The sequence below is a fragment of the Rhizobium sp. Leaf321 genome, from assembly GCF_001423215.1.
In the GTDB taxonomy this organism is placed as follows: domain Bacteria; phylum Pseudomonadota; class Alphaproteobacteria; order Rhizobiales; family Rhizobiaceae; genus Neorhizobium; species Neorhizobium soli.
On sequence record NZ_LMOF01000006.1, the window covers coordinates 853,043 to 879,977 of the forward strand.

At 59.4% G+C, this 26,935-nt stretch carries 22 protein-coding genes and 1 tRNA gene; 7 read left to right on the forward strand and 16 right to left on the reverse strand.

Annotated elements, in window-relative coordinates; translation table 11 throughout:
* Together ASF70_RS10390 and ASF70_RS24195 are read left to right on the forward strand one after the other, a co-directional pair.
* Positions 1-971: polysaccharide pyruvyl transferase family protein (locus tag ASF70_RS10390; RefSeq protein ID WP_210166804.1), on the forward strand; the 971-nt coding region annotated here is incomplete at its 5' end.
* Between the two features lie 686 nt (positions 972-1,657).
* Complete coding sequence (locus ASF70_RS24195; protein ID WP_162237970.1) at positions 1,658-2,503, forward strand: glycosyltransferase family 61 protein; 846 nt, start codon at positions 1,658-1,660, stop codon at positions 2,501-2,503.
* 91 nt (positions 2,504-2,594) lie between these two features.
* Here ASF70_RS24195 and ASF70_RS10400 read toward each other — a convergent pair whose 3' ends face one another.
* Positions 2,595-2,957, reverse strand: coding sequence for a hypothetical protein (locus ASF70_RS10400; RefSeq protein WP_062579496.1), 363 nt, complete (start codon positions 2,955-2,957; stop codon positions 2,595-2,597).
* A gap of 253 nt (positions 2,958-3,210) precedes the next feature.
* Between ASF70_RS10400 and ASF70_RS10405 the strand changes: the two genes are divergently transcribed.
* Both ASF70_RS10405 and ASF70_RS10410 read left to right on the forward strand, forming a co-directional pair.
* Positions 3,211-3,287: transfer RNA gene (locus ASF70_RS10405), tRNA-Pro, on the forward strand.
* 258 nt (positions 3,288-3,545) lie between these two features.
* On the forward strand, positions 3,546-5,807 hold the full coding sequence (locus ASF70_RS10410) for a sulfatase-like hydrolase/transferase (protein ID WP_062579498.1): 2,262 nt from the start codon (positions 3,546-3,548) through the stop codon (positions 5,805-5,807).
* Positions 5,808-5,860: 53 nt separating this feature from the next.
* Here the strand turns inward: ASF70_RS10410 and ASF70_RS10415 are convergent, their stop codons facing one another.
* The 12 genes from ASF70_RS10415 to ASF70_RS10470 form a co-directional block, all read right to left on the reverse strand.
* A complete protein-coding gene (locus tag ASF70_RS10415; RefSeq protein WP_162237971.1) occupies positions 5,861-7,297 on the reverse strand; it encodes a glycosyltransferase family 61 protein in 1,437 nt (478 codons plus the stop codon).
* A gap of 247 nt (positions 7,298-7,544) precedes the next feature.
* On the reverse strand, positions 7,545-8,504 hold the full coding sequence (locus ASF70_RS10420) for an NAD-dependent epimerase/dehydratase (RefSeq protein WP_082471855.1): 960 nt from the start codon (positions 8,502-8,504) through the stop codon (positions 7,545-7,547).
* Positions 8,443-9,546, reverse strand: a complete 1,104-nt coding sequence (gene rfbG / locus ASF70_RS10425) for a CDP-glucose 4,6-dehydratase (protein ID WP_244474006.1) — start codon at positions 9,544-9,546, stop codon at positions 8,443-8,445. Before rfbG ends, ASF70_RS10420 begins: the two co-directional genes overlap by 62 nt.
* Entirely contained in the window at positions 9,528-10,301 is a 774-nt protein-coding gene (rfbF, locus tag ASF70_RS10430; protein WP_062579502.1) for a glucose-1-phosphate cytidylyltransferase, read from the reverse strand. Before rfbF ends, rfbG begins: the two co-directional genes overlap by 19 nt.
* Before the next feature lie 227 nt (positions 10,302-10,528).
* Positions 10,529-11,386, reverse strand: coding sequence for an ABC transporter permease (locus ASF70_RS10435; RefSeq protein WP_062579504.1), 858 nt, complete (start codon positions 11,384-11,386; stop codon positions 10,529-10,531).
* A gap of 37 nt (positions 11,387-11,423) precedes the next feature.
* Positions 11,424-12,620: a glycosyltransferase gene (locus ASF70_RS10440; protein WP_062579506.1), complete on the reverse strand. Its 1,197-nt coding sequence runs from the start codon at positions 12,618-12,620 to the stop codon at positions 11,424-11,426.
* A complete protein-coding gene (locus ASF70_RS10445; RefSeq protein ID WP_062579512.1) occupies positions 12,617-13,867 on the reverse strand; it encodes a glycosyltransferase in 1,251 nt (416 codons plus the stop codon). The genes ASF70_RS10440 and ASF70_RS10445 overlap by 4 nt, the downstream gene beginning before the upstream one ends.
* 87 nt (positions 13,868-13,954) lie before the next feature.
* The gene (locus ASF70_RS10450; protein ID WP_062453562.1) at positions 13,955-15,160 is read right to left on the reverse strand and encodes a glycosyltransferase family protein; all 1,206 of its coding nucleotides are present in this window, start codon (positions 15,158-15,160) and stop codon (positions 13,955-13,957) included.
* Between the two features lie 57 nt (positions 15,161-15,217).
* A complete protein-coding gene (locus tag ASF70_RS10455; RefSeq protein ID WP_062579513.1) occupies positions 15,218-16,396 on the reverse strand; it encodes an ABC transporter permease in 1,179 nt (392 codons plus the stop codon).
* Positions 16,393-17,391, reverse strand: coding sequence for an ABC transporter permease (locus ASF70_RS10460; protein ID WP_062453560.1), 999 nt, complete (start codon positions 17,389-17,391; stop codon positions 16,393-16,395). Before ASF70_RS10460 ends, ASF70_RS10455 begins: the two co-directional genes overlap by 4 nt.
* Positions 17,391-19,310 carry an ABC transporter substrate-binding protein gene (locus ASF70_RS10465; protein ID WP_062579515.1) on the reverse strand — a complete coding sequence of 640 codons (1,920 nt, stop codon included), beginning with the start codon at positions 19,308-19,310 and terminating at the stop codon, positions 17,391-17,393. Before ASF70_RS10465 ends, ASF70_RS10460 begins: the two co-directional genes overlap by 1 nt.
* Positions 19,307-21,199, reverse strand: coding sequence for an ABC transporter ATP-binding protein (locus tag ASF70_RS10470; RefSeq protein ID WP_062579517.1), 1,893 nt, complete (start codon positions 21,197-21,199; stop codon positions 19,307-19,309). Before ASF70_RS10470 ends, ASF70_RS10465 begins: the two co-directional genes overlap by 4 nt.
* 247 nt (positions 21,200-21,446) lie before the next feature.
* Between ASF70_RS10470 and ASF70_RS10480 the strand changes: the two genes are divergently transcribed.
* On the forward strand, positions 21,447-22,430 hold the full coding sequence (locus ASF70_RS10480; RefSeq protein ID WP_062579518.1) for a glycosyltransferase: 984 nt from the start codon (positions 21,447-21,449) through the stop codon (positions 22,428-22,430).
* 27 nt (positions 22,431-22,457) lie between these two features.
* On the opposite strand, the gene ASF70_RS10485 is transcribed toward ASF70_RS10480, so the two are convergent.
* Both ASF70_RS10485 and ASF70_RS10490 read right to left on the reverse strand, forming a co-directional pair.
* A complete protein-coding gene (locus ASF70_RS10485; RefSeq protein ID WP_062579519.1) occupies positions 22,458-23,189 on the reverse strand; it encodes a polysaccharide deacetylase family protein in 732 nt (243 codons plus the stop codon).
* A complete protein-coding gene (locus ASF70_RS10490; protein WP_062579520.1) occupies positions 23,186-24,298 on the reverse strand; it encodes a glycosyltransferase family 4 protein in 1,113 nt (370 codons plus the stop codon). Before ASF70_RS10490 ends, ASF70_RS10485 begins: the two co-directional genes overlap by 4 nt.
* 171 nt (positions 24,299-24,469) lie before the next feature.
* On the opposite strand from ASF70_RS10490, the gene ASF70_RS10495 reads away from it, so the two are divergent.
* Both ASF70_RS10495 and ASF70_RS10500 read left to right on the forward strand, forming a co-directional pair.
* The gene (locus ASF70_RS10495; protein ID WP_062580193.1) at positions 24,470-25,747 is read left to right on the forward strand and encodes a nucleotide sugar dehydrogenase; all 1,278 of its coding nucleotides are present in this window, start codon (positions 24,470-24,472) and stop codon (positions 25,745-25,747) included.
* Between the two features lie 43 nt (positions 25,748-25,790).
* On the forward strand, positions 25,791-26,273 hold the full coding sequence (locus ASF70_RS10500; RefSeq protein WP_062579521.1) for a class I SAM-dependent methyltransferase: 483 nt from the start codon (positions 25,791-25,793) through the stop codon (positions 26,271-26,273).
* A gap of 198 nt (positions 26,274-26,471) precedes the next feature.
* Here ASF70_RS10500 and ASF70_RS10505 read toward each other — a convergent pair whose 3' ends face one another.
* Entirely contained in the window at positions 26,472-26,924 is a 453-nt protein-coding gene (locus tag ASF70_RS10505) for a Crp/Fnr family transcriptional regulator (RefSeq protein ID WP_062454806.1), read from the reverse strand.
* Positions 26,925-26,935 lie beyond the last annotated feature (11 nt).

Below are 26,935 nucleotides of genomic sequence, written 5' to 3' on the forward strand. Positions count from 1 at the left end.
GGACCGAAATCCCCTTGTCGTGGGCCGCAAGCACGACAGGGGTTCCATATGCCAACCTTGGCGACGCGTTGAGCGCGGTTGTAGTCAGCGCGGTGTCTGGCCTTCCGATCCGCCACGCGGGGTTCGATGCGCCTGGCGAGAGGGTCGTCGGCGTCGGGACTATCGGTCACGCCCAGCGCAATGGTGTGCTCCATTTTTGGGGCACCGGGATGGATGCAACGCGGAATGCGGTGGATCGGACCATCCCGAATTTCGTGAAGGCTCCCGATACCACGTATCAGATCCATGCGACGCGTGGCCCACAGACTGCCAGCACGCTTGCGGCGACCGGGATCGAAGTGTCGGGGGTATACGGCGACCCTGTCTGGTTGCTCCCTCAGATCTGGCCGATGCGCGATGTGGAAAAGAAGTACCGGATCGGTGTGATCCTGCATCTGACGGAACTTGACGAGCAGACCCCAAACGGTACGGCAAAAGCGGAGCTTTCCCGCTACCAGTTGCCGTACACCGGTGACGGATCCTCAGTCCATCTGATCAACACCCTGACCGAGAAAACGGTAGAGGCGCTGGAGGAGAAGGTCCGCGAGATTCTGTCCTGCGACCTCATTCTGTCGACCAGTCTCCATGGATTGGTCATTGCTGAAACTTACGGGATCCCCTGTGCGTGGTTCGCAACCTATGGCGACGGAGCTGGGGCGCGTCTTGATCTCAAGGATCCGAACGTACGCGTCGATCACCGTCTCAAGGATTTCTACCTTGGAGCCGGAACTGAAAGTGTTCTCGCCTATTGCCTCGACCGTTCACGAAAGACGGACTGGGAAGGTGCCGCGTCTTATGTAAGAGCGAACTGGACACCCCTTACATATTCCGGGGACGCGCTTGTCGAAGCGTTTCCGCTTCCAGTTGCTGCCAAAAATTCCGAGGGTCTTTGGGTAATCAGCGACGCCCTCAAGCGTAGTTTCAAATTCTAGGCTTGTTGCGTTCCCAGAAAGGCGGAACGGCCGATCGCTTTGGTGATCGGTCGTTCCGCTTTGGAGGTGTGGTTTTGATTGCCAGGTTCTTTAGAAGTTTCGCGCTACTAGCATCCGCGCTCGCTGCTCGGCAACTAAACGTCAGACGCCAATCTCCGTTTTTCTTGAACCGGAAACAACGGATCCTTGCAAGCCTGAGCGCTGCATTGGAGCAGGACAATCAGGCGTTGGTCGAAACGATTGTCGATCGGACTGTCGCGGCGTCTATGGCGCCCAGTTCCAAGATGGCAATCGCGACGAAGCTCATTGCCTGGGGGAAAACCGAACCTGCATGGAGATTGCTAGGGAGCATCCCGTCCGATACAAATCCACACCGATATTCGGAGCTTTGTCGCCGAATATCAGCGCATCCCGGTACCCAGGAAGAGTTACGTGCCGCTGCCCGTGCACGGTGGAGAGCTATAGTTCCCCCGCTGGCAGGCCCTCAGGTTGTTGCCCGGTCGGGTCGTTACGAGATTTCACCCTTCCAATTTGTTGCCTCAGATGCTCACCTCAGGCCCTCACCCGGAACAATCACGATTTCCGGAAGTGATAGGCTGAACGACATTCACGTTCACGAGAATAGGCGGCTGCTGCAAAAACTTGAGATCCAAGGTCGGCGAAATGTCAAACCCATCGTGAGGCGTGTGGAAAATGTCTTCGTTAACAGTGCAGGTCAGATATGGCGCAACGAGAACGAGGTCATACACCACGGTAACCGGGCTATCGAGACAATCGGGGTGTCGTCCAGCCGGAGTTATGGCACGGCGGTGCTTTCGACGAATTCAACGCGCGGGTTCTACCACTGGTTCGCGGAACGGCTGCCTGCCTTAAACTGGTCGCTTCAAAACCCGGACTTTGATGGCACCATATTGTTTGGCCAGCACGCCCAGCAATTCCAGGACAAGACAATCGAGCTGATTGACCACCCAGCGCCGCAATTCGAGCGTATAGATCAGGTGGCTTGGTGTGAGGAATGTTATATCGCGCATTCGGCAGCCAGTACCCTTGCCCAGTGGGAGTACTTCGGAGATCTTTACCAAGCCATAGGCGAAAGGGCGGCCAGGCTGTCGACGATCAACACTGCCGATGCGATATACATTTCTCGGCGTGATACGCAACGACGCGTCATGGTCAACGAGAACGAACTGGAAGCCGGTTTGTCATCTCTTGGAGTGAAGGTCGTCATATTCGGTGAGATGTCTCTAGCGGACCAGATCAATCTAATTCGCAATGCCCGGCTGGTGGTTGCTCCCCACGGGGCAGGTCTCAGCCACATCGCCGCAGCGGCCAGTGGTCTCAAGGTAGTCGAACTTGTCCCATGCCAAATGGGCTCACACTCTCTAAGGTTCAACTTCGCTCGCCTGTCCTATGCGAGAGGGCATGACCACAGACTATGGTTGGAGCCGATTGATGAAGCGATCAACAAGTGGACAGTCTCGACGCCACCGCTGCTCAGGCACGTCGAGAACATGATGCATTCTCTGGGATGAGAAACTGTCCGGTCCGATCTCGTGGTCCGGACAGAATAACTCGATGCCATGACTGTTTGAAAGCCAAACTCGGGATCGAAGTCGGCTTGCTCTACTGAGCTTGCGTGACCAGTAGTTCTTCGCAGTAGCTTGAGCCGGTGGTGCCCGGGCGGTCGGCCGTTACGCTGATGTCGCGAATTGTGTAGCTCTGCGAGACGGTGATCTTTGCTGAGCAACTGACGCTGGCCGATTTCCCATTTGCAAGCTTGATCCGCTTGTAGCCACCACGCCAATTGTAGATCGTCGTGGGTCCGCTATCCACATCGCTCAGTGGTGGGCTGAACTTGGCGAAGAATTCGCCAGCTGAGCGGCCAACCCAGTAGTTGTTAATCGGGCTGCTGACTTCGCTGACGGTGGTGCAGGCGGAAAGCGCAAGCGCAACAAGAGTGGTCGATACGATCAGGCGACGGCTCATGATCCTTTGGAATCCTTTATATGCTGATACCCACACACTGGGGGGCTTTCGAAGTTCAGGTAGCAGGTTTGTATCGTGTTCCGCGACACCATCTTGAGGTTAGTGCATCAATTTTTCCGCAAGCCGCTTTTTTGCAACGCCGTCAAATTTGGTGCTTTATGAGAGCCGGAATCGCTGCTGTAATCCGGTCCATTTTTTCTTGAATGATGCTTGTGTAACTGAATACGGCGGTCTATAGAGGCGCCACTGGTCACGGAGTGTAGCGCAGTCTGGTAGCGCACCACGTTCGGGACGTGGGGGTCGGAGGTTCGAATCCTCTCACTCCGACCAGATCGACGCTTCTCCGATTTAAGATTTCCAATAGGTCCAGGCCGACGTCATTCGTGTTCGCCGGCAGTTGTCGGTTGAGGATCGTACTGACACTCGGATAGGGCAGTGGCTTGCAATCTGACTCCCGCTGTCGAAGTGGTTGTGCGTGATGCAGCCGTGTGAAATATTTGTGACGACGCGCAAGCTGCATTGTTTGATCTAGTCCGGATTTCACTACGCATATCGGCGTCTCGACAATATCTCAGCGATGCCGGTGCTATGACCCTCTATCTGTACGTTCTCCTCTCCAGCAGCCTTTTCTGCTATCAAACTCGCCTATGGGTCGTACGAGAGAGGTTAGGGGTTCGCAAACACCTGCAACAGGCGGCTCTTGTTTCAGCAAAACTTTGCGTTCTCTACGCGATTTGCTTCGGGCTGATCCGCTTTGATAACAACCTGGTGTTCATAGCGACCTGTATCCCCGTGATCGTCGTCTGGGCGCTCTACATGGTCGTTGATTTTGTCGCCCAACTTTACTTTGGTTTGTCGTTATATCGCATATTCATGCACCTTCCGGTGAAGATGAGCGATAAGGGAAGCGGTGCTGCAGCAGCCGCTTATTTCAAGCAGTACGTTCCGACGAAATTCGTATTGACCCTCTCATGTGCGGCGATTTTTTCTGCCGTGGTTCTGAAGGATGCTCTGCCGGCGGATTTTGTCGCCGTCTCGTCGATCTGCTCTGCTGCAATTGCCATGCTTGTATACTCGGGGAGTTCGCTGGGCAGGGGAAGTGCTGAGCCAACATCCATAGAAACCGCCTACCTTAAGATCGAGGACGAGTTGGCGGCCGAACGCCTCTACGGGTCTGACCGAGCAGCGATTGCTGTAAATGGTTCCCAGATTGCCTCGTCGGGAAAGCATATCGTGCTCATCATCAATGAATCGGCTGGTGCCGACGTCCCGGCCGCGCTCTCTTCTACACACAGCTTGGCTCGGCAGATTTCGGAGTTGAGCGGAAACGCATCCGAGTGGTTCCACCCGAACAACGCTCTGACTGCAAGCTCCTGCACGGATATCAGCATCCCGTGCATCCTGACGGGGTGTGGTCCGCATGAAAGTATGGATCAACTGCATCGTCTGCCGATGGTTTTTGACTTAGCGAAAGCGCGCGGCTTGCGGACCTTGATGTTTACGTCGTCCAGCCTGAGATGGGGAGGCTTCGAAAGCTTCTTCAATTCACAGTCGATCGATACGCTGTATTCGGCGGATACGGATGGCATGGAATTTGTCAACGACATGTGCGGCGATGATTATCTTGTCGCTAAGCAGCTTCATACTGCGATCCTGGAAACTGATGAGCCGCTCTGCATCGTGGTCTACCAGAATGCGCTTCACATTCCGTTCCAGAACCAAAGTGCATGCGCAATACCTGACGGGATTAAAGATCGGCGCAAACGCGCGTCTTATGTGATAGAGGCGTCGCACGGTCTCATTTTCGATGCGCTGAAGAAAACGGGTAGATACGATGACAGCCTGATTGTTTCGGTTGGCGACCATGGCGAAACCATGGGTGTCGACGGCTCTGACGAAACGAGCCGATTCTCACGTCTGACGAACCTGTCTGAGCCCGTGGTCCGTCCGCTTTACGCGATCAAGCCACCGCGAGGTCTTCCCGAACGTGAACTAGGCGTGCTGAGAGCGAATATGGATAGTCTGATTTCGACGATCGATATCGCGCCGACGGTAGCAGGCTTGCTCAACCTCACTCTCCCAGAAACGCTATCATACGCTGGCTTCAATCTCTTCGAGCCCGTCCCCGCGGATCGTGTTCATTACACGCTGACCGTCAACGAATGGCGCTCCTGGCCCCGTGCCGCAGTTATGCTGGCGCAGGGCAACAACTGCATATGTATCGATTATCAGAACTCCGACATTCTTTGCACCGACACGCACGGCAAGCCACTGCACGGCGAGGTGCTCAGGTTAAAGGAAACGCTCTTGAAAGGCTCGCTCTCGGAACCGATTGTTCAGAAATCCATCTCAAGGGTCTTCCGAGACAAGTTGTCGGTTTCCAGCGCCTTCGTCTCGCCTATCGCAAAGAAGCTTCTCGTCATATCCAGAGAAACAGAGATCGGACCATTCTCAAGGTTCTATGGCCACAATGTCCTAGCATCCGATCAGCCTGAAGGTCGGCTTCACTATCAGGGAAACGATCACACCAGTGAGGGCTTTGGGCTGGATCCGAAATCTACCGGGATCGTCCTGCATGGGCCTTACATTACGCTCGAACCCGGCAGGTATCGGGCAGCTTTCGTCTTCAAGCCCGGTACCCTGCTCGGAAGTATCGGTGTCGATGTCGTTGATGGCGACACGCAAATATTATCTGTCGTTAAGATCAGCCAGCTGGACGACAACCTTGAGGCAGAGGTCTGTTTCGAACTCAACTCGCGCCAAAGCCGCATCGAAGTCAGGCTCTTCAACTTTGCCGACTCATTCGGCTTCTGCACCGGACTGAAGCTGGTGATGATCAAAGAGATTTAGGATGGGTAGCGTCATCTGGATAGGCGCATCACACCCATCCAGATGACTTGCGGTTACTCGGCGAGCCAGCGATCCAGTACCGGCGTAAACTCGGCCAGATCGACTCGCCAGCGGTCCGTTTGGGGCAGCTGGGGTTCCAGCCACGCCTGGTAGTCCAGTCCCAGAACTGTAGACAGGCGCGAGTAGATGAAGCGCAGCGCATAAGACCCGTCCATGATGGGAAGAACTTCCAGAACTTTCGTTCCCGGCTTGCTGTAGATGAGGTGCGCCAAGCCTGCGCCATGCGGTCCGATAACATGCGTTGCGGTCGAGCAGACAACGATCTTTTGCCACATAGGCATCTCGGCAAACAGCAGGTTCGAGAACCCCCTCTGCTCAAGCAATGCTTCCAGTTCCAGTTCGTTGTCGAGCGGCCGACGGACGCTGTCGCGCCGCGAGACGTAGATGCGTTTGGACCCTCGGAACCCTTCTCTCTCAGCGATTGCAAACGCTCTTTCGGACATCCGCTCGAACATTTCGCCACTGACGGCCCAGTGTCTCAGCCCGGCGAAACCAACGTCAGGAACCACCAGACGCTTGATGAACGCGAACTCGGAGATTGTCACAATCTGATCGTGTTCGAAGCCAGCCATATCGAGGCTTTCGCGTTCGAACCGCGGCCCGCCTTCCCACATTATGATCTTGACGCCGGTTGTGTCTCCCGGCGATACGATGCCGAAATGTGGCATCCGGTCGATAAGCCAATGGTAGATGCCTCTCGTCGCCATGAGACCGTTCACCGCGTAATCAACGACTTGGCAGTCGGAGCGCTTGAGGGAAGGCATCGGCTTTCCGTACGATCTTACGATCGCGCCGTCCTCCGCCCAAATCTGCCCGTAGCGATCCACGAAGACGTCATGAAACTCCCTTACCCGCGGCGGACGAGGCTGTGCAATCCGGTGCAGAAGGTCGTTGTAAGACTGGTTGAGTGCGACGAGATGCTTCTGATCCGTCGCGGTCGATGCAAGGCAGGTAACGCTTCCTAACGGTCTGCCGCTGGACGACTTGTTATTTGCAAACTGCAGCTTGCTTCTGTGAGGACGAACAGTACGCGGATGTAGATTTCTGAGGGTTGAGGTAATCTTCGTCTTCAAACCCCGGTCCGCCTTCGCGCCCTTGGCCACGCGGTGGGCTTGAGGAAGAAAACCAGGATCCGACACGATGGAACTGTCACCCATCAGGATCTGCCAGGCATCGGAGCCCCGGCCAACCTTCATCAAAGGACGAAGTGTCGCATATCGGATCTGTGGCGGCATGCTCGTTGCTGCCGCGTCCGCACAAGTGGAGCGGAGTTTTTCCTCATCCGCCAATGCGATCGACGCCTCGAGCCTCAAGCCGAACAATCGAGGCTGTTTGACAAGGTCCGACACGTTATCTGTTGCAGATATGACGTCTTGCCATAGTGATTTTGAAGCCAGTGTCAGAACATCTTTGAGTATGGGTTTCGGCATTTCATCTCCGCAACATGCAGGCATCTTGTTGTATGGTGTTATGCTTCAAAAACAGAAAAGTGCAAGGCTGGGAGACCAACCGGGAGGGATGTCCGCCTCCGTACCCAATAAAATCACGGGTCGCGTGTTACGGATCCGACAATACGCATGTTTCAACTTACATAAGTCCTGGCTCGGGCGTCGGAAATCATCGAACGACCCCGGCTGGTCTTCCTTGCCCGTGACGGAGACGGTGTCTCTTGAGCAATTATGTTCGACCGGAGCTGACAGTTGCGCGAGCATCGTCAATCAGACGACCTATCCCGTCGTCCAGCGATGTGCGCGAGGCCCACCCCAGGGACTGCAGGATCGTGATATCCGCAACCATCTCTTCCGGTTCGCCAGCGCGTGGCGACAGGGATTTTTGCCAAGGCTGATTGAAGCCGCTCACCGTGATCGCGCGTTCGATGAAATCGCAAAGAGGGACTGCGATACCCGTCCCAATCGGCACTTCTTGCCAAGTGGGAAGCTGCGTTCGGGCATCCACAATTGCAAGTATTGCGGCAACTGCATCATCGACATAAATGAAATCGCGCCGCTGGGTTCCGGGTGTTGTAACCAGCGGTCCGGCGTTCTCGACAAGCTGCAGGGCAAGCTTCGGAACAAATTTTGCGGGATCGTCTGCAGGCCCGTAGATCATTTGGAACTGCGTGTTGACGACATGCGCGTCGGTGCGTCCTTGCGTGACGAGATGCCGTGCAAGTTCGACGAACTGGCTTTTCGTCAGTGCGTAAAGGTTCATATGCGGCGGCAGGGTCGTGCCAGTATTTATGAACAGTGATCCGGGACCCATCGCGCCCAATAGGGCGGCGCTCAGCGTCACGTTTGCATCGACCATGGTGGCCGCGCTCTCACCCCGACGACCTTGCGCGGCCGCCATGTGGATCAGCACGTCGGGCGCCATGGCCGCTACCAATTCCCCTGCCTCGACGGCGTGCTCGAAACGAACCACTTGGCCCGCGCCGGAGGGCAACACCGACGTGCTTCTCGCGAGAAGGGTAACGTCTTCTCCGCGCTCCGTCAGTGATGCTGCTACACGTTTGCCAAGGAAGCCAGAAGCTCCGGTGACCACTACCCGCACCTGAACTTCCTCCTGCAGCAAATCATCAACGGGCGGCCATGTCGGAGAGGAACAGATCGATCTCGGCTTCGCTGAGCGAGCCGACATGTTCTCCGGCGAGCCGGCGCTGCGACCAGTCCACGATCCGCTCAAGCGTGCGGTCCAGTCGCCATGTCGGTCGCCAGCCGAGACGCTGGCGAGCTTTTGAACAATCCAACGACAGTGCATGTGCTTCGTGCACCTGTGCGTTCTTGTCCAGCTCCCAACGCGCGTCTCCTCCGTAAAGCGAGACCATGCGATCAACGATGTATCCTACCGGACGGATGTCGTCGGCGTCGCAAGCGAAATTCCAGCCTTCTGCCCAGTCGCTGCCATCCTCGTACAGGTGCTCGGCAATGCGAAGATAGGCTCCTATCGGCTCGAGCACATGTTGCCAAGGCCGGGTCGCGCTAGGATTACGGATGACGACCGGCCGGCTCTCCTCGAATGCACGGAGAATGTCGGGGATCAATCGGTCATCTGCCCAGTCGCCACCGCCGATAACATTGCCGGCACGAACGGACGCGACCCGCGGAGATTCTGGCCGATTGAAGAACGAGTTCCGCCATGACGCGATTACGAGCTCGCAGGCGCCTTTACTGCTGCTATACGGATCGTGGCCGCCCATTGGGTCGTTTTCGCGATATCCCCAAGGCCACTCGCGATTTTCGTAGCACTTGTCGCTGGTTACCGCGACGACCGACTTGACCGACGGTGTCGCGCGTACGGCTTCAAGCACGTGGACCGTACCCATCACGTTGGTTGCGTAGGTTTCCGCCGGGTTGCTGTAGGACTGCCGCACAAGCGCTTGCGCGGCCAGATGCAACACGATTTCCGGCTGCGCTTCCGCCATCAGCCGCTTGACCAGTTCGGCATCGCGTATGTCGCCGATATGCGAGGTAATCCGTTCGCCGATATTCGCCTCGTAGAAGAGGCTGGGCTCTGTCGGTGGTGCGAGCGACATCCCAGTCACTTCCGCACCCCAACGACTAAGCCACAATGAAAGCCAAGCACCCTTGAAACCGGTATGTCCAGTTACGAAAACCCGCTTGCCGCGCCACCATTCTGCGCGCTCGTGTTCCGCTGGAACTGTCATGCCCATACCTTCCATGGTGCCTTGCCAGAGGCCCAGAGACCTTCGAGCAGATGCTTGTCGCGAAGCGTGTCCATTGGCTGCCAGAAGCCCCGATGTTCAAACGCCATCAACTCGCCGTCTCTGGCAAGACCGCGAAGTGGCTCCTGTTCCCAGGTTGTGCTGTCGTCAACGATGCGATCTATGACCTTGGGCGATAGCACGAAGAAACCGCCGTTGATCATTGAACCGTCGCCGCGTGGCTTTTCCTCGAAGTTTGTGATCACGCCGTCGTGGATGCCAAGCGCACCGAACCGACCGGGCGGATACGATGAGGTAAGCGTAGCAAGTCGCCCATGCTGCTTATGGAATGCGAGACTCGCAGTGATGTCGACATCGCCCAAACCGTCGCCGTACGTGAAGAAGAAAGCCTCTTCGTCCCGTACATGTTCGGCTACGCGCAGAAGCCGACCGCCGGTCATTGATTCCTCGCCGGTATCGACCAGCGTCACACGCCAAGGCTCTGCCCAGCGACGATGGAATGTCATCTCTCCGCTTGAAAGATCGATGGTCATGTCGGAGTTATGAAGGGCGTAGTTGGCAAAGTATTCCTTGATGACGTAGCCTTTGTAGCCGCAGCAGATGACGAAATCCGTCACGCCGTGTGCCGCATAGATTTTCATCACGTGCCAAAGTATCGGCCGCCCACCGATTTCCACCATCGGCTTGGGCTTCAACGAGGTCTCTTCACTCAGGCGAGTACCGAGTCCCCCTGCAAGGATTATGGCCTTCATATTCGTTCCTCTATAACAAGCGGTCTTTCTAGACCGATTCAGTCAAAGCCATCAAGCGGCGCATACGGCAATGGTGCGGCGACTGGTAAGCCGATGCGCGATCCTAAAGTTTCAACGCTTGGCATTCTTTCTCCGGGAAACCAGACCCAGCTTGATTCCAATGGGACCGCTTCGGAGTCAAGCCATTGATTTGCTACACCCATATGTAAATCGGAACTCGAAGCACGTTAAAACAGCTCCTCGTCCGCAGTCTCGTTCCGGTTGGGAGCATTTAGAGCCTTTTCGCGGCAAATCCGTTCCATTGCCAGGCCAAGTGCCAGCGTGACGATGACTGTGAAGAATATGAAGCGCCAGCTCGCAACCGGGGAAATGTAGGTGCCGAAGTAGAACTGTCGCGAGAGTTCGGCCATATGGAAAAGCGGGTTGTATTCGACGACGAACCGGAATGAGTAGGGCACTTCAGCCCAGATGAACATCAGGCCGCTCGTATACATCAAAACGCGCATCATCCCGCCCCAGATGGTCCGGAGAACGGGAAAATAAAGAAAAACGCCACCCAGTATAAGGCCGCATCCAAAGCCCCATAATGCGGAAATCGCCAGAATAAGCGCAACCATCCAAGGCCTTGCGAGCATAGGACCGATGCCGAGATACACGTAGATGTAGAAGGTGGCAAAGCCGATGCATAGGTACAAAATCGTGCTGATGACGGTCCTTGCAATCAGCACGTCTAATTGGGTTACGCGGGCATTGACGCGGTATCGGCCTTTGGCAGACTTGAAAGCTGATGCCAGATTGAGATTGGTACGCAACATCCAAAAGACGAAGATTCCGACCGTCATGAACGGGATTGCAGCCATGCCGTAGTGGCTGCCCATGCCGGAGATGTAGCGAAGGAGCGTGAAGCCAGCAACGTGAATAGCGATACTAGCCAGATCCTCGTAAAACCCAAGCGACCTGCGGCCGAACCGCAAATGAGCTTCGAGTAGGATCAGTGAACCGATCGCATTGATCTGGTTTTTTAGAGCAAAAAGAAATCGATCTTCGGTCTGTGCCTGCATCGCATACCTCTCGACCGCCGACATTGGCTCGCCTCAAACCACATTTCGCATGAAAATGCAATCAGGTCATCGTTTCCGGACGCTTGTCTAATTCGCCACGCCCATCCAGGATCCCCGCCACAATCTCCGCCGACCTCTCCGCACCATCCAGCGAAAACGGCAGTTCCTGAACGCCAGTGATCCCGCTCGCCCTTCGGATGGCCTCTGCCAGTGCTTGGCCGGTCAGCGATGCCTCTTCCACCACTTCTGCAAGTCCCAGCGCTGCCAGTTTCTCGGCGCGGGCGGTCTGTTCGGTTTCGCCGCCGGTCGCAAAGGGGATAAGGACTGGCCGGCAGGTGGTGCGGAACAGGTCGCAGACGGTGTTGTAGCCGGCCTGCGAGACAGAGATTTGGGCATTTGCCAGAAGCGACGGGAAGTCGGGGCGGAAACGGATGACCGTCACGCGGGAGCCGGCCTCTGCCGAAATACGGTCGAAATCCTCCGCGGGAAGATTGGGCCCGGTGATGACGCACCAGCTGCGGCCGTCGTTGAGAATGCGCTCGGCTTCCAGGGCCGCGCCGATCAGCCCCGCACCGACGGCGCCGCCGCCGGCGGATACCAGCACGTCGAACCGGTCGGGCGAGGGGGTGGGCGTCTTGGGTGCGACGAGGCCGGTATAATGGATCTTGCCCGCAAATTCCGACGCCCTGCGAAAAGTCTCCTCAAGCTTCACGAAGCCCGCATCGCCATGCACCAGCACGCCGTCGAAATGATCGCGCATCAGGGCAATCGTCTCGTCGTCGCGGCCGGACTTGCGGTTCTCCTGCAGAATGTCGCGCACGGAGGCAAGAAGCAGCGGCTTTGGCTCGGCAGACCTGATCGCGTCCAGCAGCGGCAGAAGTTCGAACCGCATCTGCCGGCGACCGAAGGGAAAGGCCTCGGTGATAACCACGTCAGACTTCAGGTCGTGAAAGAGATCCAGCAGCAGGCCGGTGCGATGGTCCTGGAAGGCCTCGTCCACAGGCTCGCCGGTCGTGGCATCGCTAAGCGATGAAAATCCGCTGTTGGAGGCGACCACCGGCGGCAGCTGCACATGCGCCATGCCTGCAGGCGGAAAGCCTTTCACCGGCGTGCCACCCGTCACCAGCGTCACGTCGAACCCGGCGCTCTGCAAGGCCGACGCCACGCGGCTGGCCCGAACGATATGACCGATGCCCAGCAGGTGCTGCACATAGAACAAAACGCGCCGGCCTTTGCCGATAGAGGTGCCGTTGTTCATCGACTTGTCTCCCGGCTCGCAAAGCTCTTGGTGAACAGCCGCTTGAGGTCGGCAATGCTGGTATGGTGGTCGAAGTCGTGGCGCACCTTTGCCTCGGCGGCCTGACCAAGGCGCTGGCGAAGGTCAGGTTCGCGGATCGCTTTTTCAAGCGCTGCCGCCAGTGCCACGGGATCTTCCGGCGCAACCAGCAGTCCGTTTTCGCCATCGACGAAAAGTTCGGTAATGCCTGAAATATTGGTCGCCACCACGGCAAGGTTCTGGCTTGCGGCCTCCACCATCACGTTGGGCAGGCCGTCGCGGTCACCGTCGGCGGTAATCCGGCAGGCGAGCGAGAAAAGGTCGCTGTCGCGGTAATGGTCCAACACCTCGCGCTGGTCCAGCGCACCCTTCCAGGTGATGCGGGATGCGATCGAAAGGTCTTCGGCCAGTGCCTTGAGCGGGGAGAGCTCGTCGCCGCCGCCGATATGGGTAAAGCGCCAGGCAAGCTCCTGCGGCAGCAGCGCCAGCGCCCTCAGAAGCGTATCATAGCCCTTCTTCTTCACCGCCCGGCCGACGCTGACGATCCGGACTGGATCATCCGGATCTCGCCCGTCGCGGGCAGGGCGGGTTCCTGCAAAATGCGGGAACCGGTCGAGATCCAGCCCGTGATAGCTCAGATGCACGTTGTCGCGGGAGGCAAGGCTCTGCAGCCGCTCATGACCCGCCTTGGTGCAGGTTACCGTCCAGTCGGCCTCATCAAGCTTGTCGGAGAGATCCCAGGGCTCGGACGTCCAGATATCCTTGGCATGTGCCGAAACGGTAAAGGGAATGCCGCTCATGCGGCTTGCGTAGCGGGCAACGGCTGCCGGCGTGTGAATGAAATGCACATGCAGCCAGCCGGCATCATCAGGCCATTCCGCCACCAGAACAGCAGCCTGGCCGAAACGCCGGAAACGGTTGCGGGAAAAGTCCTTCGGCAGGTCGCGGAAAAACGCCATGAGCGCCGAGCCGAAACCCGGCAGCGTCACGACCTTCATGAGCGCCTTAGCCACCCGCACCGGCTCCTCATGCAGGTATTCCGGCAGGTAGCTCACCGGCGCCTTGATCTCGTCATGCACCGGATGCCGCTTCTTGTCGGTCGGGCGGCGCATGGCCACCAGCTTCAGGGTAAAGCCTGCCCGTTCCAGCCCCAGCAGCTCCTGGGCGATAAACGTTTCCGAGAGCCGCGGATAACCTTTCAGCAGCACGACGATGGTCTTGTTGGTCATGTCAAAGCAGTTCCAGCAGAAATGCGCAGCGCTTTTACATCCGGGCGATCTTGCATCCGGGGCTGCGTCCGGTCAGGAGAGGGCGTGTTAGCCTTGCGCAATCGCAAGGTGGCGTCCCTTGTTCTTCATCCAGCCTTCGACAATCTCGCCGATATGCGGCAGGCCTTCCATCTGCAGGCCGGGCGCCGTCACCGAGGGCGGGTCGCGCTGCCACAGCGCCTTGATCGCGGCTGCAAATTTCGTGGCATCGGCACTGTCGTCGGCAGACAGCATGTCGACGAGACCGAGCTCCGCGCCGCGCGTTGCACGGATCAGCTGCTCTTCGCGCGGCTGCGTGCGCGGCACGATCAGCGCCGGCTTGTCGAACGACAGGATCTCGCAATAGGTGTTGTAGCCGCCCATGGCGATTACCGCCTTGGCGCCGGCGATCCGGTCTTCCATGCGGTTGTCGAACTCGATCACTTCAAGGCGCGGATCGTCCTTGCAGGCTTCGGTAAACACGGCGCGCTGCTCGGCCGGCATGTAGGGCCCAAGCACGATCACCGTCTTGTAGGTCAGCGCCGGATCGGCCTGATAGGCTGCAATCACGTCGCGCACCAGGTCTGCGCCATCGCCGCCGCCACCGGTCGTCACCAGCAGGTAATCCTCGTCCGCATCCGTTTCCGGCACGGCACCGGAGGTCACCTTGCGCTGCAGGAAGCCGACGAAATGCATCTTCTTGCGCACGGATGCCGGCGCATCCAGCCCTTCGAGCGGATCATGAAACTCCGGCGGGCCATAGACCCACACGTCGTCATAGAGCTGGCCGATCTTGCGCAGCGTATCGTGGCGCTCCCATTCGGCCTTGAGCAGATGCGGCGCGTCCATCACGTCGCGAAGGCCGAGCACCAGACGTGTGCCCTTGGTCTTCAGATAGACCAGCGTGTCCTCCACTTCGCCGCGAAGGCCAAGCGGCTCCTTGTCGACGATGAAGATGTCGGGCTCGAAGCTTTCGGCGGTATGGCGAATGCTGGAATGGCGCATCTTCAGCGTCTCGGCCAGATCGATATGCTGGTCCATCGACGTGTAATCGCCATTGTGCAGCTTGATCACGCTGGGGATCTTCACGAAATCCACCCGGGCGCGATAATCGAAGGCACCGGCAATCGTCGCGCCGGAAATGATCAGCACCTGCACGCCGCGGTAATTCTCCACCAGCGAATGCGCAATGGTGCGACACCGCCGCAGATGCCCAAGCCCGAACGTGTCATGGCTGTACATGAGAATGCGGGCGTTATTCAGATGTCGCGGCATGCCCGAAACTCCTACCGGCAACGAAGTGGCTGACAAAGCGGCTTGAAGCAGCAGTCACTATTTGTATGGATCTGCTGCATCTCTAAGACCATCACCGAGGAAATTGAAGGCAAGTATGACGAATATCACTGGCACGACCGGCAGCAGCAGCCAAGGATAAAGTGCGATAGCGCTGACGCTTCGCGCTTCTGTGAGAAGAACGCCCCAGCTCGTGATCGGCGGGCGAAGACCGAGGCCGAGGAAGCTCAGCGTCGTCTCGCCAAGGATCATGCCCGGAATTGTCAGCGTCGCGCTGGCGATCAGATGCGACATGAAACCGGGGATCAGGTGCCGACCGATGATGCGCGTGCTGCCGGCACCCATCAGCTGTGCGGCAAGCACGTAATCCTCTTCGCGCAGCGACAGCAGTTTGGAGCGCACCGCGCGCGCAAGCCCTGTCCAGTCGAGCAGACCAAGGATGAAGGTGATCCCGAGATAGATGACGAGCGGGCTCCAGTCGGCCGGCATCACGGCTGCAAGCGCCAGCCACAGCGGAATGCTGGGGATCGATTGCAGTACCTCGATGATGCGCTGGGTCACCGTATCAAACCAGCCGCCCCAATAGCCGGCGATGCCGCCGATGACGATGCCGAGGATGAAGCTGGTGGCCACGCCGAGCAGGCCGATCGTCAGCGAGATCCGCGCGCCGTAGAGAATGCGCGACAGCATGTCGCGGCCGAGACGGTCGGTCCCGAGCAGGTGGAACTGGCCACCTTCCGCCGGGCAGACCAGATGCGTGCTCATCTCCACCACGCCCCAGAACCGGTAGGGATCGCCCTGGCAGAGAAAGCGCAGCTTTTGCACATCGGCCGTGTCGTCGGAGTAGTTCCGCCGCAGCGTCGTCATGTCCAGGTCCATCTTCTGGCCATAGACGAAAGGACCGACGAAGTTACCCTCGTGGAACAGATGCACCGATTGCGGCGGCGCGTAGATGAAATCGATATTGCGGGTATGAACCTTGTAGGGCGCCAGGAACTCGACAATCACGATCATCAGATAGGCGATGAGGAGAAGGATGCCGGAGATCAGCGCCAACCGGTGCCGCTTGAAGCGCCACCACATCAGCTGCAGCTGCGATGCCTCATGCACCTTCAGCGCACTGCCGTCGGCATCGCGCTCGATCTCGTAAGGGTCGAACGCGCCCTCGCGGACATAATGCGGCAGCTTGCCCGCGTCGCTGCTGTCGATCACCGTCATTTGGTCCTCCCGCCGCGAAGCCTGATGCGCGGGTCGAACATCGCAAGCGCAATGTCTGAAATCAGCACGCCGATAACAGTAAGGAAGCTGAGGAACATCAGGAACGAGCCGGCAAGATACATGTCCTGGCTCTGAAGGGCACGGATCAGCATCGGGCCGGTGGTCTCGAGCGAAAGCACCACCGCGGTGATTTCAGCCCCTGAAATGATCGAGGGGAGAATCGAGCCGATATCGGAGATGAAGAAGTTGAGCGACATCCGCAGCGGATACTTGGTCAGAACCTTGAACGGATGCAGGCCCTTGGCACGCGCCGTCATCACATACTGCTTGTGCAGTTCATCCAGAAGGTTGGCCCGCAGCCGCCGTACCATGCCGGCCGTCCCGGCGGTGCCGATGATCAGCACGGGGATCCAGATATGCTCGAGGATCGACTTGAACTTCGCCCAGCTCATCGATTCCGACATGTACTGCGCGTCCATCAGATGGCCGATCGACGTGCCGAAATAGATGTTGGCGAGATACATGAGAACGAGGGCCAGCACGAAATTGGGAACGGCAAGACCGATCAGGCCAAGAAGCGTCAGCCCGTAATCACCCCAGCTATACTGGTGGGTGGCCGAATAGACGCCGATCGGGAAGGCGAGAACCCAAGTGATGATGATGGTCAGGGTGGAAACGAGGATCGTCAGCCACACCCGGTCACCGACCACGTCCGTGACAGGCATGCGGTATTCGAACGAATAGCCGAAATCGCCGGTCATCATGCCGGCCACCCAGTTGAGGTAGCGGATCGGCTCGGGCTGATCGAAACCGTAACGGGCACGCAGGTCTTCGATCTCCTGAAGATCGGCCTTTTCGCCCATCGCCTTCAGCTGTTCGACATAGCTTTCGAAATAGTCACCCGGCGGCAGCTCGATGATCGTGAAGATCAGCATCGAGATCAGGACCAGCGTCGGGATCATCACGAGGATGCGCCAGATAATGTAGCGGAACATCAGGCAGTTTCCTCGTCATACCAGAATGCATCCGGCAGATAGACGCCGAGATAGGATGTTGGGTCGAAACCGTAGAGCGCCTTCGACGGCACGTTTTGCAGCTTGGACGATTGCACGACGGGCTGCAGCGTGGCGTTGACGATGCCGATCGTAAAGACCTGGTCGGTAAACAGCGCCAGCATCTTGTGCCAGACATCCGTTCGCTGATCGAAGCCCTCTGCCTTACGCCATTCACTGTAAAGGTCCAGCAGCGCCTTTGCCTCGGGAAGATCAGGCGCCTTGCCATCGCTGCCGCCGGAAAGCGCATGCAGTCCCCAGATCGACCATTGCAACTGGTCATCGCTGGTCGGTGCCAGTTCCTTCGGCGCCATGTCGGCTGTCGGAACGCCATTATCGAGGCCGCCGCCGACCGACATGATCGCATCGCCGCCCTTCACGCGCCGGCGCAAAAGCTCACGCTGGGCCACATGCGGGTAGATCTTGATGCCGACCTGCAGCAGCTGATCGCCGATCAGTTCCAAGGCATCGGTCTCGAACGTGCTTTCGCCGGTGATCTCGATGATGATCTTTGCCAGCCTGCCATCGGGCAGGCGGCGCATGCCCTCACTATCATCCATGGCAAGACCGATCTCGTCGAGCAGCCGGTTCGCCTGATCAGGATCGAAAGCGGCCCAGGCCTTCTGGTATTCCGGCTTGAACAGCGGGCTGTCGGGCAGGATCGAATTGGAGCTCTCGGTCGCAAGACCATAGAACACCGCCTTGTTGATTTCGCCGCGATTGATCGCAAGAGACATCGCACGCCGGAAGCGCACGTCGCGGAAGAGGTTGCGCCAGCCTTCATCCTTGCAGTTTAGGTTGGGAAACAGCGCCATGCGCGATCCTTGCGTCCGCTTCCACAGATCCACCTTCAACGGGTAGCGCTGCTCGGCATTCTTCAGGAACGTGTAATCGGCAAAATCGAGGTTGGTCACCTGCAGGTCGCTCTCGCCGGTGCCGGTCTTGGCGGCGATCAGGTCCGCGGAGGACACGTCCAGCATCACCTTGTCGATATAGGGAAGCTGCAGGCCGTTTTCGTCGACGCGGTAGTAATAGGGGTTGCGCTCGAACACGAAGCGCTCGGCCGGCGGCGCGGTGCGGTTGCGCCAGGCATCCAGCGTCGGCAGGTTCGGGTTTTCCGGCCGCACCACGCGCGACATCTTCTGGTGCAGCGCCGCCCAGTCGTCGACCCTTTCCTTGGCGATATGCTGAGCCAGCAGTTCCTTCGTCTGGTAGCGCATATGGAACTGCTTCATGTAGGCAGCGGGGAACATCAGCCGGATCGGCGAGGGCGAGGCCTGGTCGGCGAGGAAATCCGGATTGGGATCGTCCCAGCTGTAGCGCACGGTGCGCGCATCGATCACCTCGAACCGCGGGGGCTTGCCGTTGATCATCAGCCCGGCCGGCGGTCCGCCCTTGGCGAGCTTCTTCTCGTGAAAGACATCATCCCAGACATAGCGGAAATCATCGGCCGTGAACGGGCTCCCGTCCGACCATTTATGGCCTTCGCGTAAGCGGAAGGTGAAGACGCGGTCGTTCTCGACCTCGTAGGCTTCCAGAATATCGGCTTCCAGCTTCAGGTCGGAATTATATCCCACCAGCCGGGCGTAACAGTTGATCGGCATGAAGCGGATGTCGCGCTGGCCGCCGATCAGCATCCGCATCGAACCGCCGTAACGCCCGGGTTTGAGCCCGCGCTCTGCAAGGTTGAGGACGCGCGGCGTCTTCGGCAGACGCTCCTCTATGGGCGGCAGCGGCGTCTCGGTCGGGATCTGCGCCAGATAGTCGGACTGGCTAAAGGCCGCAAACACCCGCGCCGGGATTGCGGTTGCACCCGCGACCGAGCCCAACAGGGCCAGCATATGCCGTCTGGAAATCGTCATCCTGCCACAAGCTCCCGCGCATCGACATTGGTGCGGGCAAGAACCAGATGCCCGCCGCCGAGATCCACATGGGTCAGCTGGTCGCTATCCTTCTCGTCGAGGAACTGCTTGCCCCAGATCTTCATGGCCGATGCCGTCGGCGTGCCGATCGTCTCGAAATCCAGTTTGTGGTCGAGGCTCGGCAGAGGCACGGCGGCCAGCAGTTTCTTCGTATAGGGATGAACAGGTGCCCGCATGATCGTTTCGCAGGGGCCGATCTCCACGATCCGCCCCGCATACATCACCGCCACCCGGTCTGCCATGTAGTTCACGACAGCCAGATTGTGCGAGATGAACAGATAGGTCAGCCCGAGTTCGGACTTCAGGTCCTTCATCAGGTTCAGCACCTGCGCCTGGATCGACACGTCGAGCGCCGAAACCGGTTCGTCGCAGATCACCAGATCCGGCCCGAGAGCAAGCGCCCGCGCGATCCCAATGCGCTGGCGCTGGCCACCGGAAAACGAATGCGGATAGCGCATCAGCGCGCTTTCGGGCATGCCCACCGCATGGATCAGCCGGCGCACCGCTTCCTGCCGCTTGGCGAGCGGGCCGCGGTCATGGATGTCGAGCGGTTCGCGAATGATGCTGCGAACCGGCATGCGCGGCGAAAGTGATGAGACCGGATCCTGGAACACCATCTGCAGCCGAGTGCGCAGATCGTCCAGCACTTCGCCTTCGCAGTTGAGCACGTCGACCGGACCGTTTTCACCGTTATAGACGACACTGCCATGATCGACCGACAGCCCGCGCATCAGGATCTTGCTGAGCGTGGTCTTGCCGCAGCCGCTTTCGCCCACGAGCCCGAGCGTCTCGCCGCGGCGGATCTCGAAGCTCACATCATTGACTGCCACCGTCCGCTCGGGCTTTGCCCCGAAACCGAAGCCTGCACCCTTCTTGGTGACGAAGCTCTTGGTGACGTGGTTGACCGACAGCAGTATCTCGGGGAGGACCTTCTCGCTCTTGCGCCGTCCCATCAGGCCAACCGTATCCACCTTGATTTCGCGCAGCGGCTTCAGGCGTTCCTCGCGTGGCCTGTCGAAATCCGGCACCGCTGCCATCAGCCCCTTCGTGTAGGGATGCTGCGGATTGCGGAAAATGTCCGAGGCGGAGCCAGCCTCCATGACCTCGCCGCGATAGACCACCACCACTTCATCGGCCATCGATGCAACGACACCGAGATCGTGGGTGATCAGGAGCATCGCCATGCCGAGCTTGGCCTGCAACTCCTGCAGCAGCTTGAGGATCTGCGCCTGGATCGTCACATCGAGCGCCGTCGTCGGCTCGTCGGCGATCAGAAGCGCCGGGCGACAGACCAGAGCCATCGCGATCATCGCACGCTGGCGCATGCCGCCGGAAAGCTCGAACGGATACATGTCGAACACGCGGGCAGGATTGTCGAAACCGACGAGAGACAGCGTCTCCTCACTCGCCTCGCGCCGCTCGGCAGGCGACATCGCCGTATGGATTTTCAGGCTTTCCTCGATCTGGTTGCCGACCGTGTGGATCGGCGAGAACGAGGTCATCGGTTCCTGAAAGATCATGCCGATGCGGCTGCCGCGGATCGCGCGGATCTGCCGCCCGTCGCGGGACAGCGCAATCAGATCGACGGACTGGCCGGTCGCTGGATCGTCGAACACCGCGCGCCCGGAAATCTTGGCGACGTCGGTCTCGATCCCCATGATCGCGCGGCCGAGAGCCGACTTGCCGGAACCGCTTTCGCCCACCAGTGCCGTGACCTGGCCCGGGCGTATCCGCATGCTGAGATTCCGGACCGCCTGGATCGCGCCGCCCCAGACCGGGAACGACACGTTCAATCCTTCGATGCGGAGAACTTCCTTCGGTGGGTTCATCAATGAAGTCCGGCTCCCGGAGATTGGAGCAGAGAGGTAAGATTGATCGATTGCAAAACACGGTAGCGCACGCTCGTGCACCTGTCCATTGCAGCAACCCCGCTGCCGATCGTCCCTATCATGCGCCCCCCTGCATGTCGGTTGACATCTGCGCCAATAAGCCTGACCTCTTGGCGGAGATCGAGAAATTCGAGTGTTAAACGCATATCCCCTAGGAGCGTTGCGTGACAGCGAGGTGAAATTACACGTGCCAGCCGAAAAGTCTGACCAGAAAACCTATAAGCGCAAAATCACCGATGCCCGCGCCCTGATCGAGGCCGGAAAACTGGAGGAGGCGCAGGCCGCTCTAACAGCACTTTCCGCCGACAAAACGGTGATGACGACGGATGTTCTGGGCGAGCGCACGGCTCTCGGAATGCCGCGCAAGCTTCACTCCGCATGGCTGAAGCTTGCCAAGGCGGAGGGCGACGCAATCGGCCGCGTCGGTCTGCAGCACGGCCTCGTCCCCGATCCCGCCGTGATGGCGCCGTTCATCACCTTCGATGCAGATGAGAAACGGCTGATGGCAGAGCTTGGGCGAAAGCCGGTGCCGCGCATTATCCACCAGATCTGGATCGGCACGCTGCCGCTGCCACCAGCCGTCGCGCGCTGGGAAAGCCATGCAAAGGCGACCGGCTTCGAATACCGGCTGTGGCGCGAGGCGGATCTCGAACAGCTTGGTATTGCAAGCCATCCGGCCTATCTCGCGATGCTCGCAGACGGCGATTACCCCGGTGCCGTCGATGTCGCCCGCTATGCCATTCTGCTGGAGCATGGCGGCATCTATCTCGACTGCGACTGGTATCCGACCCGCGAGGATATCGGTTTTGGCGATCTTCTGCCGTTGATCGGCCTCGGCGCCATTGCCGAGGACGTGGCGCGCGATGTCGGAGCGGGGAGCCTTCTTCTTGCCAATTCCTTCATCGCCACACCGCCCGGCCATCCCGCCTTTGCAAAGATGCTCGAGGTGTTTCCGGACGTGATGGCGGCGCTGCCGCAGGCGCCCGCCTGGTGGTCCACAGGTCCGCTGATCATGACCATGTTGTTTCGGCAGACCAATGTGTTCCTCGCCCCCTTCGGCCTCGTCGCCGCCTCGCTGAAGCGCGGCGCACCGATTGCAGAAGTCGAGAAAGCCTGCGCGGACGCGGTTGCGTCCGGAGAGGGCCTGCTGGTCGCCTGGAAGAGCTGGTAGGCTCGAAGCGATCAGTAACGCGTCGGGTTAGAGCCCCAGCAAGACCCGGGCCGAGCGCCAGCGGCAAGCGGGGTGATCCGCCGTCACGCCGAACAGCAGGTCGAGGAAATGCCAGGCACTGTCGTCATGCACGAGGTGATGGCCGAGCACGCCGATGACAGGCGCCCGGTCCGGTGTCTCGATCAGCGCGATCGTCTCTGTAATGAGATCGGAAGCCGGCCGTCCGCCGCGGGTTCCGTGCCAGTCCATGATGTCAACATGGCTGTTCAGCATCGCAACCGGCGCCGTCTTTTCCGGCCCGAAGGTGGAAAGCGCCTTGAAACGAAGCGCCGGCAGCGCCTCGACCAGTTCGGGCGCGATCCGGTTCCACGGCGGCACCAGCATCGGCACGAAGCGCGAAGCGTGCAGCGCCGCCAGCTTGTCGAACCCGTCCTTCAGCTCCGACAATATATCGGGCAGGGGGCGATGGCTCCCGAGCTCCTGCTTCTTCTCATCGGGACCCGCATAGTTCCGATGCGACCAGCCATGCACCGCGACATCGAGATGCGGCTGGGTGTCGAGATAGGAGGCGAGATCGGCACCCGTCTTTTCGGGGATGACAGCAAGCGTCGCCGGCACCGAAAACGCATCGGTCATGGTCGCAAGCTTTGCCAGCTGTTCCGTCGGTTCCACAGCGTCATCGTCGCGCAGCCAGAAATCGACCCGCCGTCCGTCGTCTGCAAGCCTGTCGAGCGCCAGCCTCAGGTCGTTTTCGGTCATGCTTTTTCCTTTGCGCCTATGGCGGTGATGATCTGGTCAAGCCGATCAGCCGCAGCCATGATCGATCGTTGCGACACGACGAAATCGCGCGCCCCGTGGCCAAGTCGCCACCTTTCCGTCTCGTCGTCCAGCAACCGCTCGATGGCCGCCGCATAGGCAACCGCATCTCTCGGCGGCGTCAGGATACCCCCGATCCCGTCCGTCACCACTTCAGGCACGCCGGCGCCGTTTTCCGCCACGACAGGCACGCCGGATGCCTGTGCCTCCAGATAGGAAAGCCCGTAGGCTTCCGAAACCCCCGGCCATGTCAGGACCGCTGCGGTTGACAGCAGCGCTGCAACCTCCTCGGCGCTTTGCAAGCCCATCCACTCCACCCGCCCGGCAAGCGCGCCGCCGAAGATCGCCGCCACCTCATCCCGCATCGGCCCGTCGCCGATCGCCGTGAGGTGCCAGTCGTCACGATGGGCAATCTGCTTCAACGCTTCGGCAAGCGCTGCATAACAGGCAAACTTGTTGCCCGGCCGCATCATGCCGACAGCCACCAGCCGCCCCGGTTCAGGCGATGGCGCGCGGGCCAGATAGGGCGTCGGATCGATAAACGGAAACAGCCGCGAAAGCCGCACATCCGGGACGACCTCCGCAAGCCCATGACCGTCGCGCTCGGTGAAACAGATATTGGTCGCAGCCAGCGCGACCGCATCCACCACCATCTCCTGCGCCGCCACCCACTGCCCCAAATTGCGCCGATGCGAATAGGAGGCTTCCGCCGTCACATAGGGAATGTCGAAACGACGGCAGAGGGCAGGGCCGATCAGGTCCGGCGCCTTGTAGTAGAGGTGGTAGGTAAACCACAGGTCCGGCAGCCTCTCGCCGAGTGCCAGTCGTCTTTCCCACTCAGTCGAAATACGCTCGACCTCGTGCGCCGCCTGCGCATCGCGTTCCCCAGTCGACGAGGTCTGCTCGGGCAGAAACGCGCGGAACTCCGAAACCAGATCGACCTTGTGTCCTTTGACCCCAAGGATCTCGATCAACTGGCGCGCCATCAGCCGGTCGCCTGAGGGAACGGGGTGGTTCGGCGATTTCAGCGGCGCGTAGAAAGCGATGTCCATGCTGTGGGATAGCATCCGTCACGCCAGCGTGAAAAGCCCGATCTCTTGACAGAGCCAGTCGTTGGGCTCACCTGATGGCTTCCCAGTTCGAATGCCTCCGGAGTGCCATCCTTGAACCAGCAATCGCCACAGGCGACGGATCTTTTGTCCGCCATCGAAGACAAGCGCGCAATGATCGGCGTCATCGGCCTCGGCTATGTCGGCCTGCCGCTCGCCATGACGGTTGCCCGCGCCGGCTTCAAGGTCACCGGTTTCGACATCGATCCGTCCAAGATGACCGCGATCGAAGCGGGCAAGAGCTATATCGAGGCCGTGCCCGACGACGTGCTGGCCGCAGAGCGAAACGCCGGCCGGTTCGCAGCCACCACCGATTTCGCACGCCTTGCCGAATGCGACGTGATCGCCATCTGCGTGCCGACGCCGCTGACCCGTCACCGAGAGCCAGACCTCTCCTACGTCGCAAAAACCTGCGAGCAGATCGCCGGCACCCTGCGCAAGGGCCAGCTCGTCGTTCTCGAATCCACCACCTATCCCGGCACGACCGAAGAGGTGATGAAGCCGATCCTCGAAAAGACCGGGCTGGTTGCGGGCGAGGATTTCTTCCTAGGCTATTCGCCGGAACGCGAAGACCCCGGCAACCGCGATTTCCAGACATCGACCATTCCGAAGGTCGTTGCCGGCGATGGCGAAGCAGCCTCCGCGATGGTCTCCGCCTTTTACGGCGCCGTCGTCGAAACCATCGTTCCGGTGTCCGGCACCCGCACCGCGGAAGCGGTCAAGCTCACTGAAAACGTCTTCCGCGCCGTCAATATCGCGCTCGTGAACGAATTGAAGATCGTCTACGAGCGAATGGGCATCGACGTCTGGGAAGTGATTGCCGCCGCCAAGACCAAGCCGTTCGGCTACATGCCCTTCTATCCGGGCCCGGGCCTTGGCGGTCACTGCATCCCGATCGACCCGTTCTACCTCACCTGGAAATCGCGCGAATACGACCAGCCGACGCGCTTCATCGAACTTGCCGGCGAGATCAACACGGCAATGCCGCGCTATGTCGTCGACCGGCTGGCCGAAGCGCTCGACCGCATGCTCGGCAAGGCGCTCAGCCGTTCGCGGGTTCTCATCCTCGGCCTGGCCTACAAGAAGAACGTGCCGGATATCCGCGAAAGCCCGTCGCTTAGGCTGATGGAACTGCTTCTGGAACGCGGTGCCGACGTGGCCTATCACGATCCTTACGTTTCCGAAGTGCCGCGCACCCGCGAATACGGTCACCTGATGGGTCGCAAGTCCGTCCCGCTCGATCAACTCGGCGATTTCGATGCCGTCGTCATCGCCACCGATCATGACAGCTTCGATTACCAGGCGATTGCCGATGGTGCGCCGCTGGTCGTCGATACCCGCAACGCCATGGCCAATCGCGGCATCACGTCGCAAACCATCGTCAAGGCGTAACCGTGCCCTATCTCAACGCTTGATCGCCGGAAAAGGGAAAGCAATGAGCAGACTGGACAGCTTCATCAACCGGATGACCGCGCAGCGCGACATCCTCAATCACATCAAGAACGATCTCGGCCTGCCGGCTTCGGGCGATGTCTACGAGGTCGGCATCGGCAACGGCCGCACCTATAGCCATCTGCGCGAGCTGTTCGCCGACCGCCGCATCCTCGCCTTCGACCGCTCCAACGGCGCCCACCGTACCGAAGCACCGTCCGAAAACGACGTCGTGCTGGGAGAGATCAAGGATACCGGCCAGGCTTATGTCGGCAAGAACGCTGCCCTCGTGCATGCGGATATCGGCACCGGCTATCCGGATGCGGATGCGAGAACCTTGCAGTGGTTGCCGCAAATGGCGGCTGGCATGCTCGCGTCAGGCGCCTATGCCGTCAGCGGCCTGCCGCTCGACCACCCCGATCTTGAAGAACTGCCGCGGCTGCCCAGTGTGGAAGAGGGCCGCTACTTCTATTATCGCAAGCGATAAACAGGCCGTGAAACGGGCGTGAGGACCAGCGCCACGCCCGTGTTCCGCCACAAATTCAGGTCAGAGAAAACCTGTCGTCAGCATCGCTGACCGAGTGTCCAACGCGCGCAAATGGCATCGTTTGCGCGCTCAAAGACCAGCGGATGAGCCGAGGGAAAGGCTGTGGATAACCTGTGGATAACGGCCGATGACGGGCAATCAGGCGTGCTGACGGTCCCGGCGCATGTCGTCCATGCGGGCACCACGGATCGTTTCGGCCAGCGTCCGGCTGATTTCCATGCTCATGCGCGGATTGTCGGAGATCACCTTGAAGAAGGCATCCTTGGTAATGCGCAGAACATCGACCTCAGTCACAGCCCGTGCTGTCACGGCCTGCGAGCAATTGGAGAGAAGGCACATCTCGCCGATAATGGAATTGCACCCGGCCTCACCGATCTTGGTCTCGGAATTCGCCGAACCGCTGATCATGTCGACCTTTCCGCACAGGATTACGTAAGCAGCATCACTGCTGTCACCCTGTGAGAAAATATCCTGCCCCGGTTCGTAGAGGACGCGGTCGGAGGTAAAGGCAAGCAGCTTAAGTTTGCACGGATCGACCCGGCAAAAATAAGGAACTTTCTTCAGCAACTGCACTTCATCGTTGAGCAACATGGTTTCCACCA

Excerpts from the sequence above, each read along its gene's own strand:
- ASF70_RS10460 (WP_062453560.1), bottom strand. The coding sequence starts at position 17,391 with ATGTTCCGCTACATTATCTGGCGCATCCTCGTGATGATCCCGACGCTG.
- rfbF (WP_062579502.1), bottom strand. The coding sequence starts at position 10,301 with ATGAAGGCCATAATCCTTGCAGGGGGACTCGGTACTCGCCTGAGTGAA.
- ASF70_RS10470 (WP_062579517.1), bottom strand. The coding sequence starts at position 21,199 with ATGAACCCACCGAAGGAAGTTCTCCGCATCGAAGGATTGAACGTGTCG.
- ASF70_RS10485 (WP_062579519.1), bottom strand. The coding sequence starts at position 23,189 with ATGACCGAAAACGACCTGAGGCTGGCGCTCGACAGGCTTGCAGACGAC.
- rfbG (WP_244474006.1), bottom strand. The coding sequence starts at position 9,546 with ATGGAAGGTATGGGCATGACAGTTCCAGCGGAACACGAGCGCGCAGAA.
- ASF70_RS10440 (WP_062579506.1), bottom strand. The coding sequence starts at position 12,620 with ATGAACAACGGCACCTCTATCGGCAAAGGCCGGCGCGTTTTGTTCTAT.
- ASF70_RS10505 (WP_062454806.1), bottom strand. The coding sequence starts at position 26,924 with ATGTTGCTCAACGATGAAGTGCAGTTGCTGAAGAAAGTTCCTTATTTT.
- ASF70_RS10445 (WP_062579512.1), bottom strand. The coding sequence starts at position 13,867 with ATGACCAACAAGACCATCGTCGTGCTGCTGAAAGGTTATCCGCGGCTC.
- ASF70_RS10450 (WP_062453562.1), bottom strand. The coding sequence starts at position 15,160 with ATGCCGCGACATCTGAATAACGCCCGCATTCTCATGTACAGCCATGAC.
- ASF70_RS10495 (WP_062580193.1), top strand. The coding sequence starts at position 24,470 with ATGATCGGCGTCATCGGCCTCGGCTATGTCGGCCTGCCGCTCGCCATG.
- ASF70_RS10435 (WP_062579504.1), bottom strand. The coding sequence starts at position 11,386 with ATGTCGGCGGTCGAGAGGTATGCGATGCAGGCACAGACCGAAGATCGA.
- ASF70_RS10420 (WP_082471855.1), bottom strand. The coding sequence starts at position 8,504 with ATGTCGGCTCGCTCAGCGAAGCCGAGATCGATCTGTTCCTCTCCGACA.
- ASF70_RS10415 (WP_162237971.1), bottom strand. The coding sequence starts at position 7,297 with ATGCCGAAACCCATACTCAAAGATGTTCTGACACTGGCTTCAAAATCA.
- ASF70_RS10500 (WP_062579521.1), top strand. The coding sequence starts at position 25,791 with ATGAGCAGACTGGACAGCTTCATCAACCGGATGACCGCGCAGCGCGAC.
- ASF70_RS10410 (WP_062579498.1), top strand. The coding sequence starts at position 3,546 with ATGACCCTCTATCTGTACGTTCTCCTCTCCAGCAGCCTTTTCTGCTAT.
- ASF70_RS10490 (WP_062579520.1), bottom strand. The coding sequence starts at position 24,298 with ATGGACATCGCTTTCTACGCGCCGCTGAAATCGCCGAACCACCCCGTT.
- ASF70_RS10455 (WP_062579513.1), bottom strand. The coding sequence starts at position 16,396 with ATGACGGTGATCGACAGCAGCGACGCGGGCAAGCTGCCGCATTATGTC.
- ASF70_RS10400 (WP_062579496.1), bottom strand. The coding sequence starts at position 2,957 with ATGAGCCGTCGCCTGATCGTATCGACCACTCTTGTTGCGCTTGCGCTT.
- ASF70_RS10465 (WP_062579515.1), bottom strand. The coding sequence starts at position 19,310 with ATGACGATTTCCAGACGGCATATGCTGGCCCTGTTGGGCTCGGTCGCG.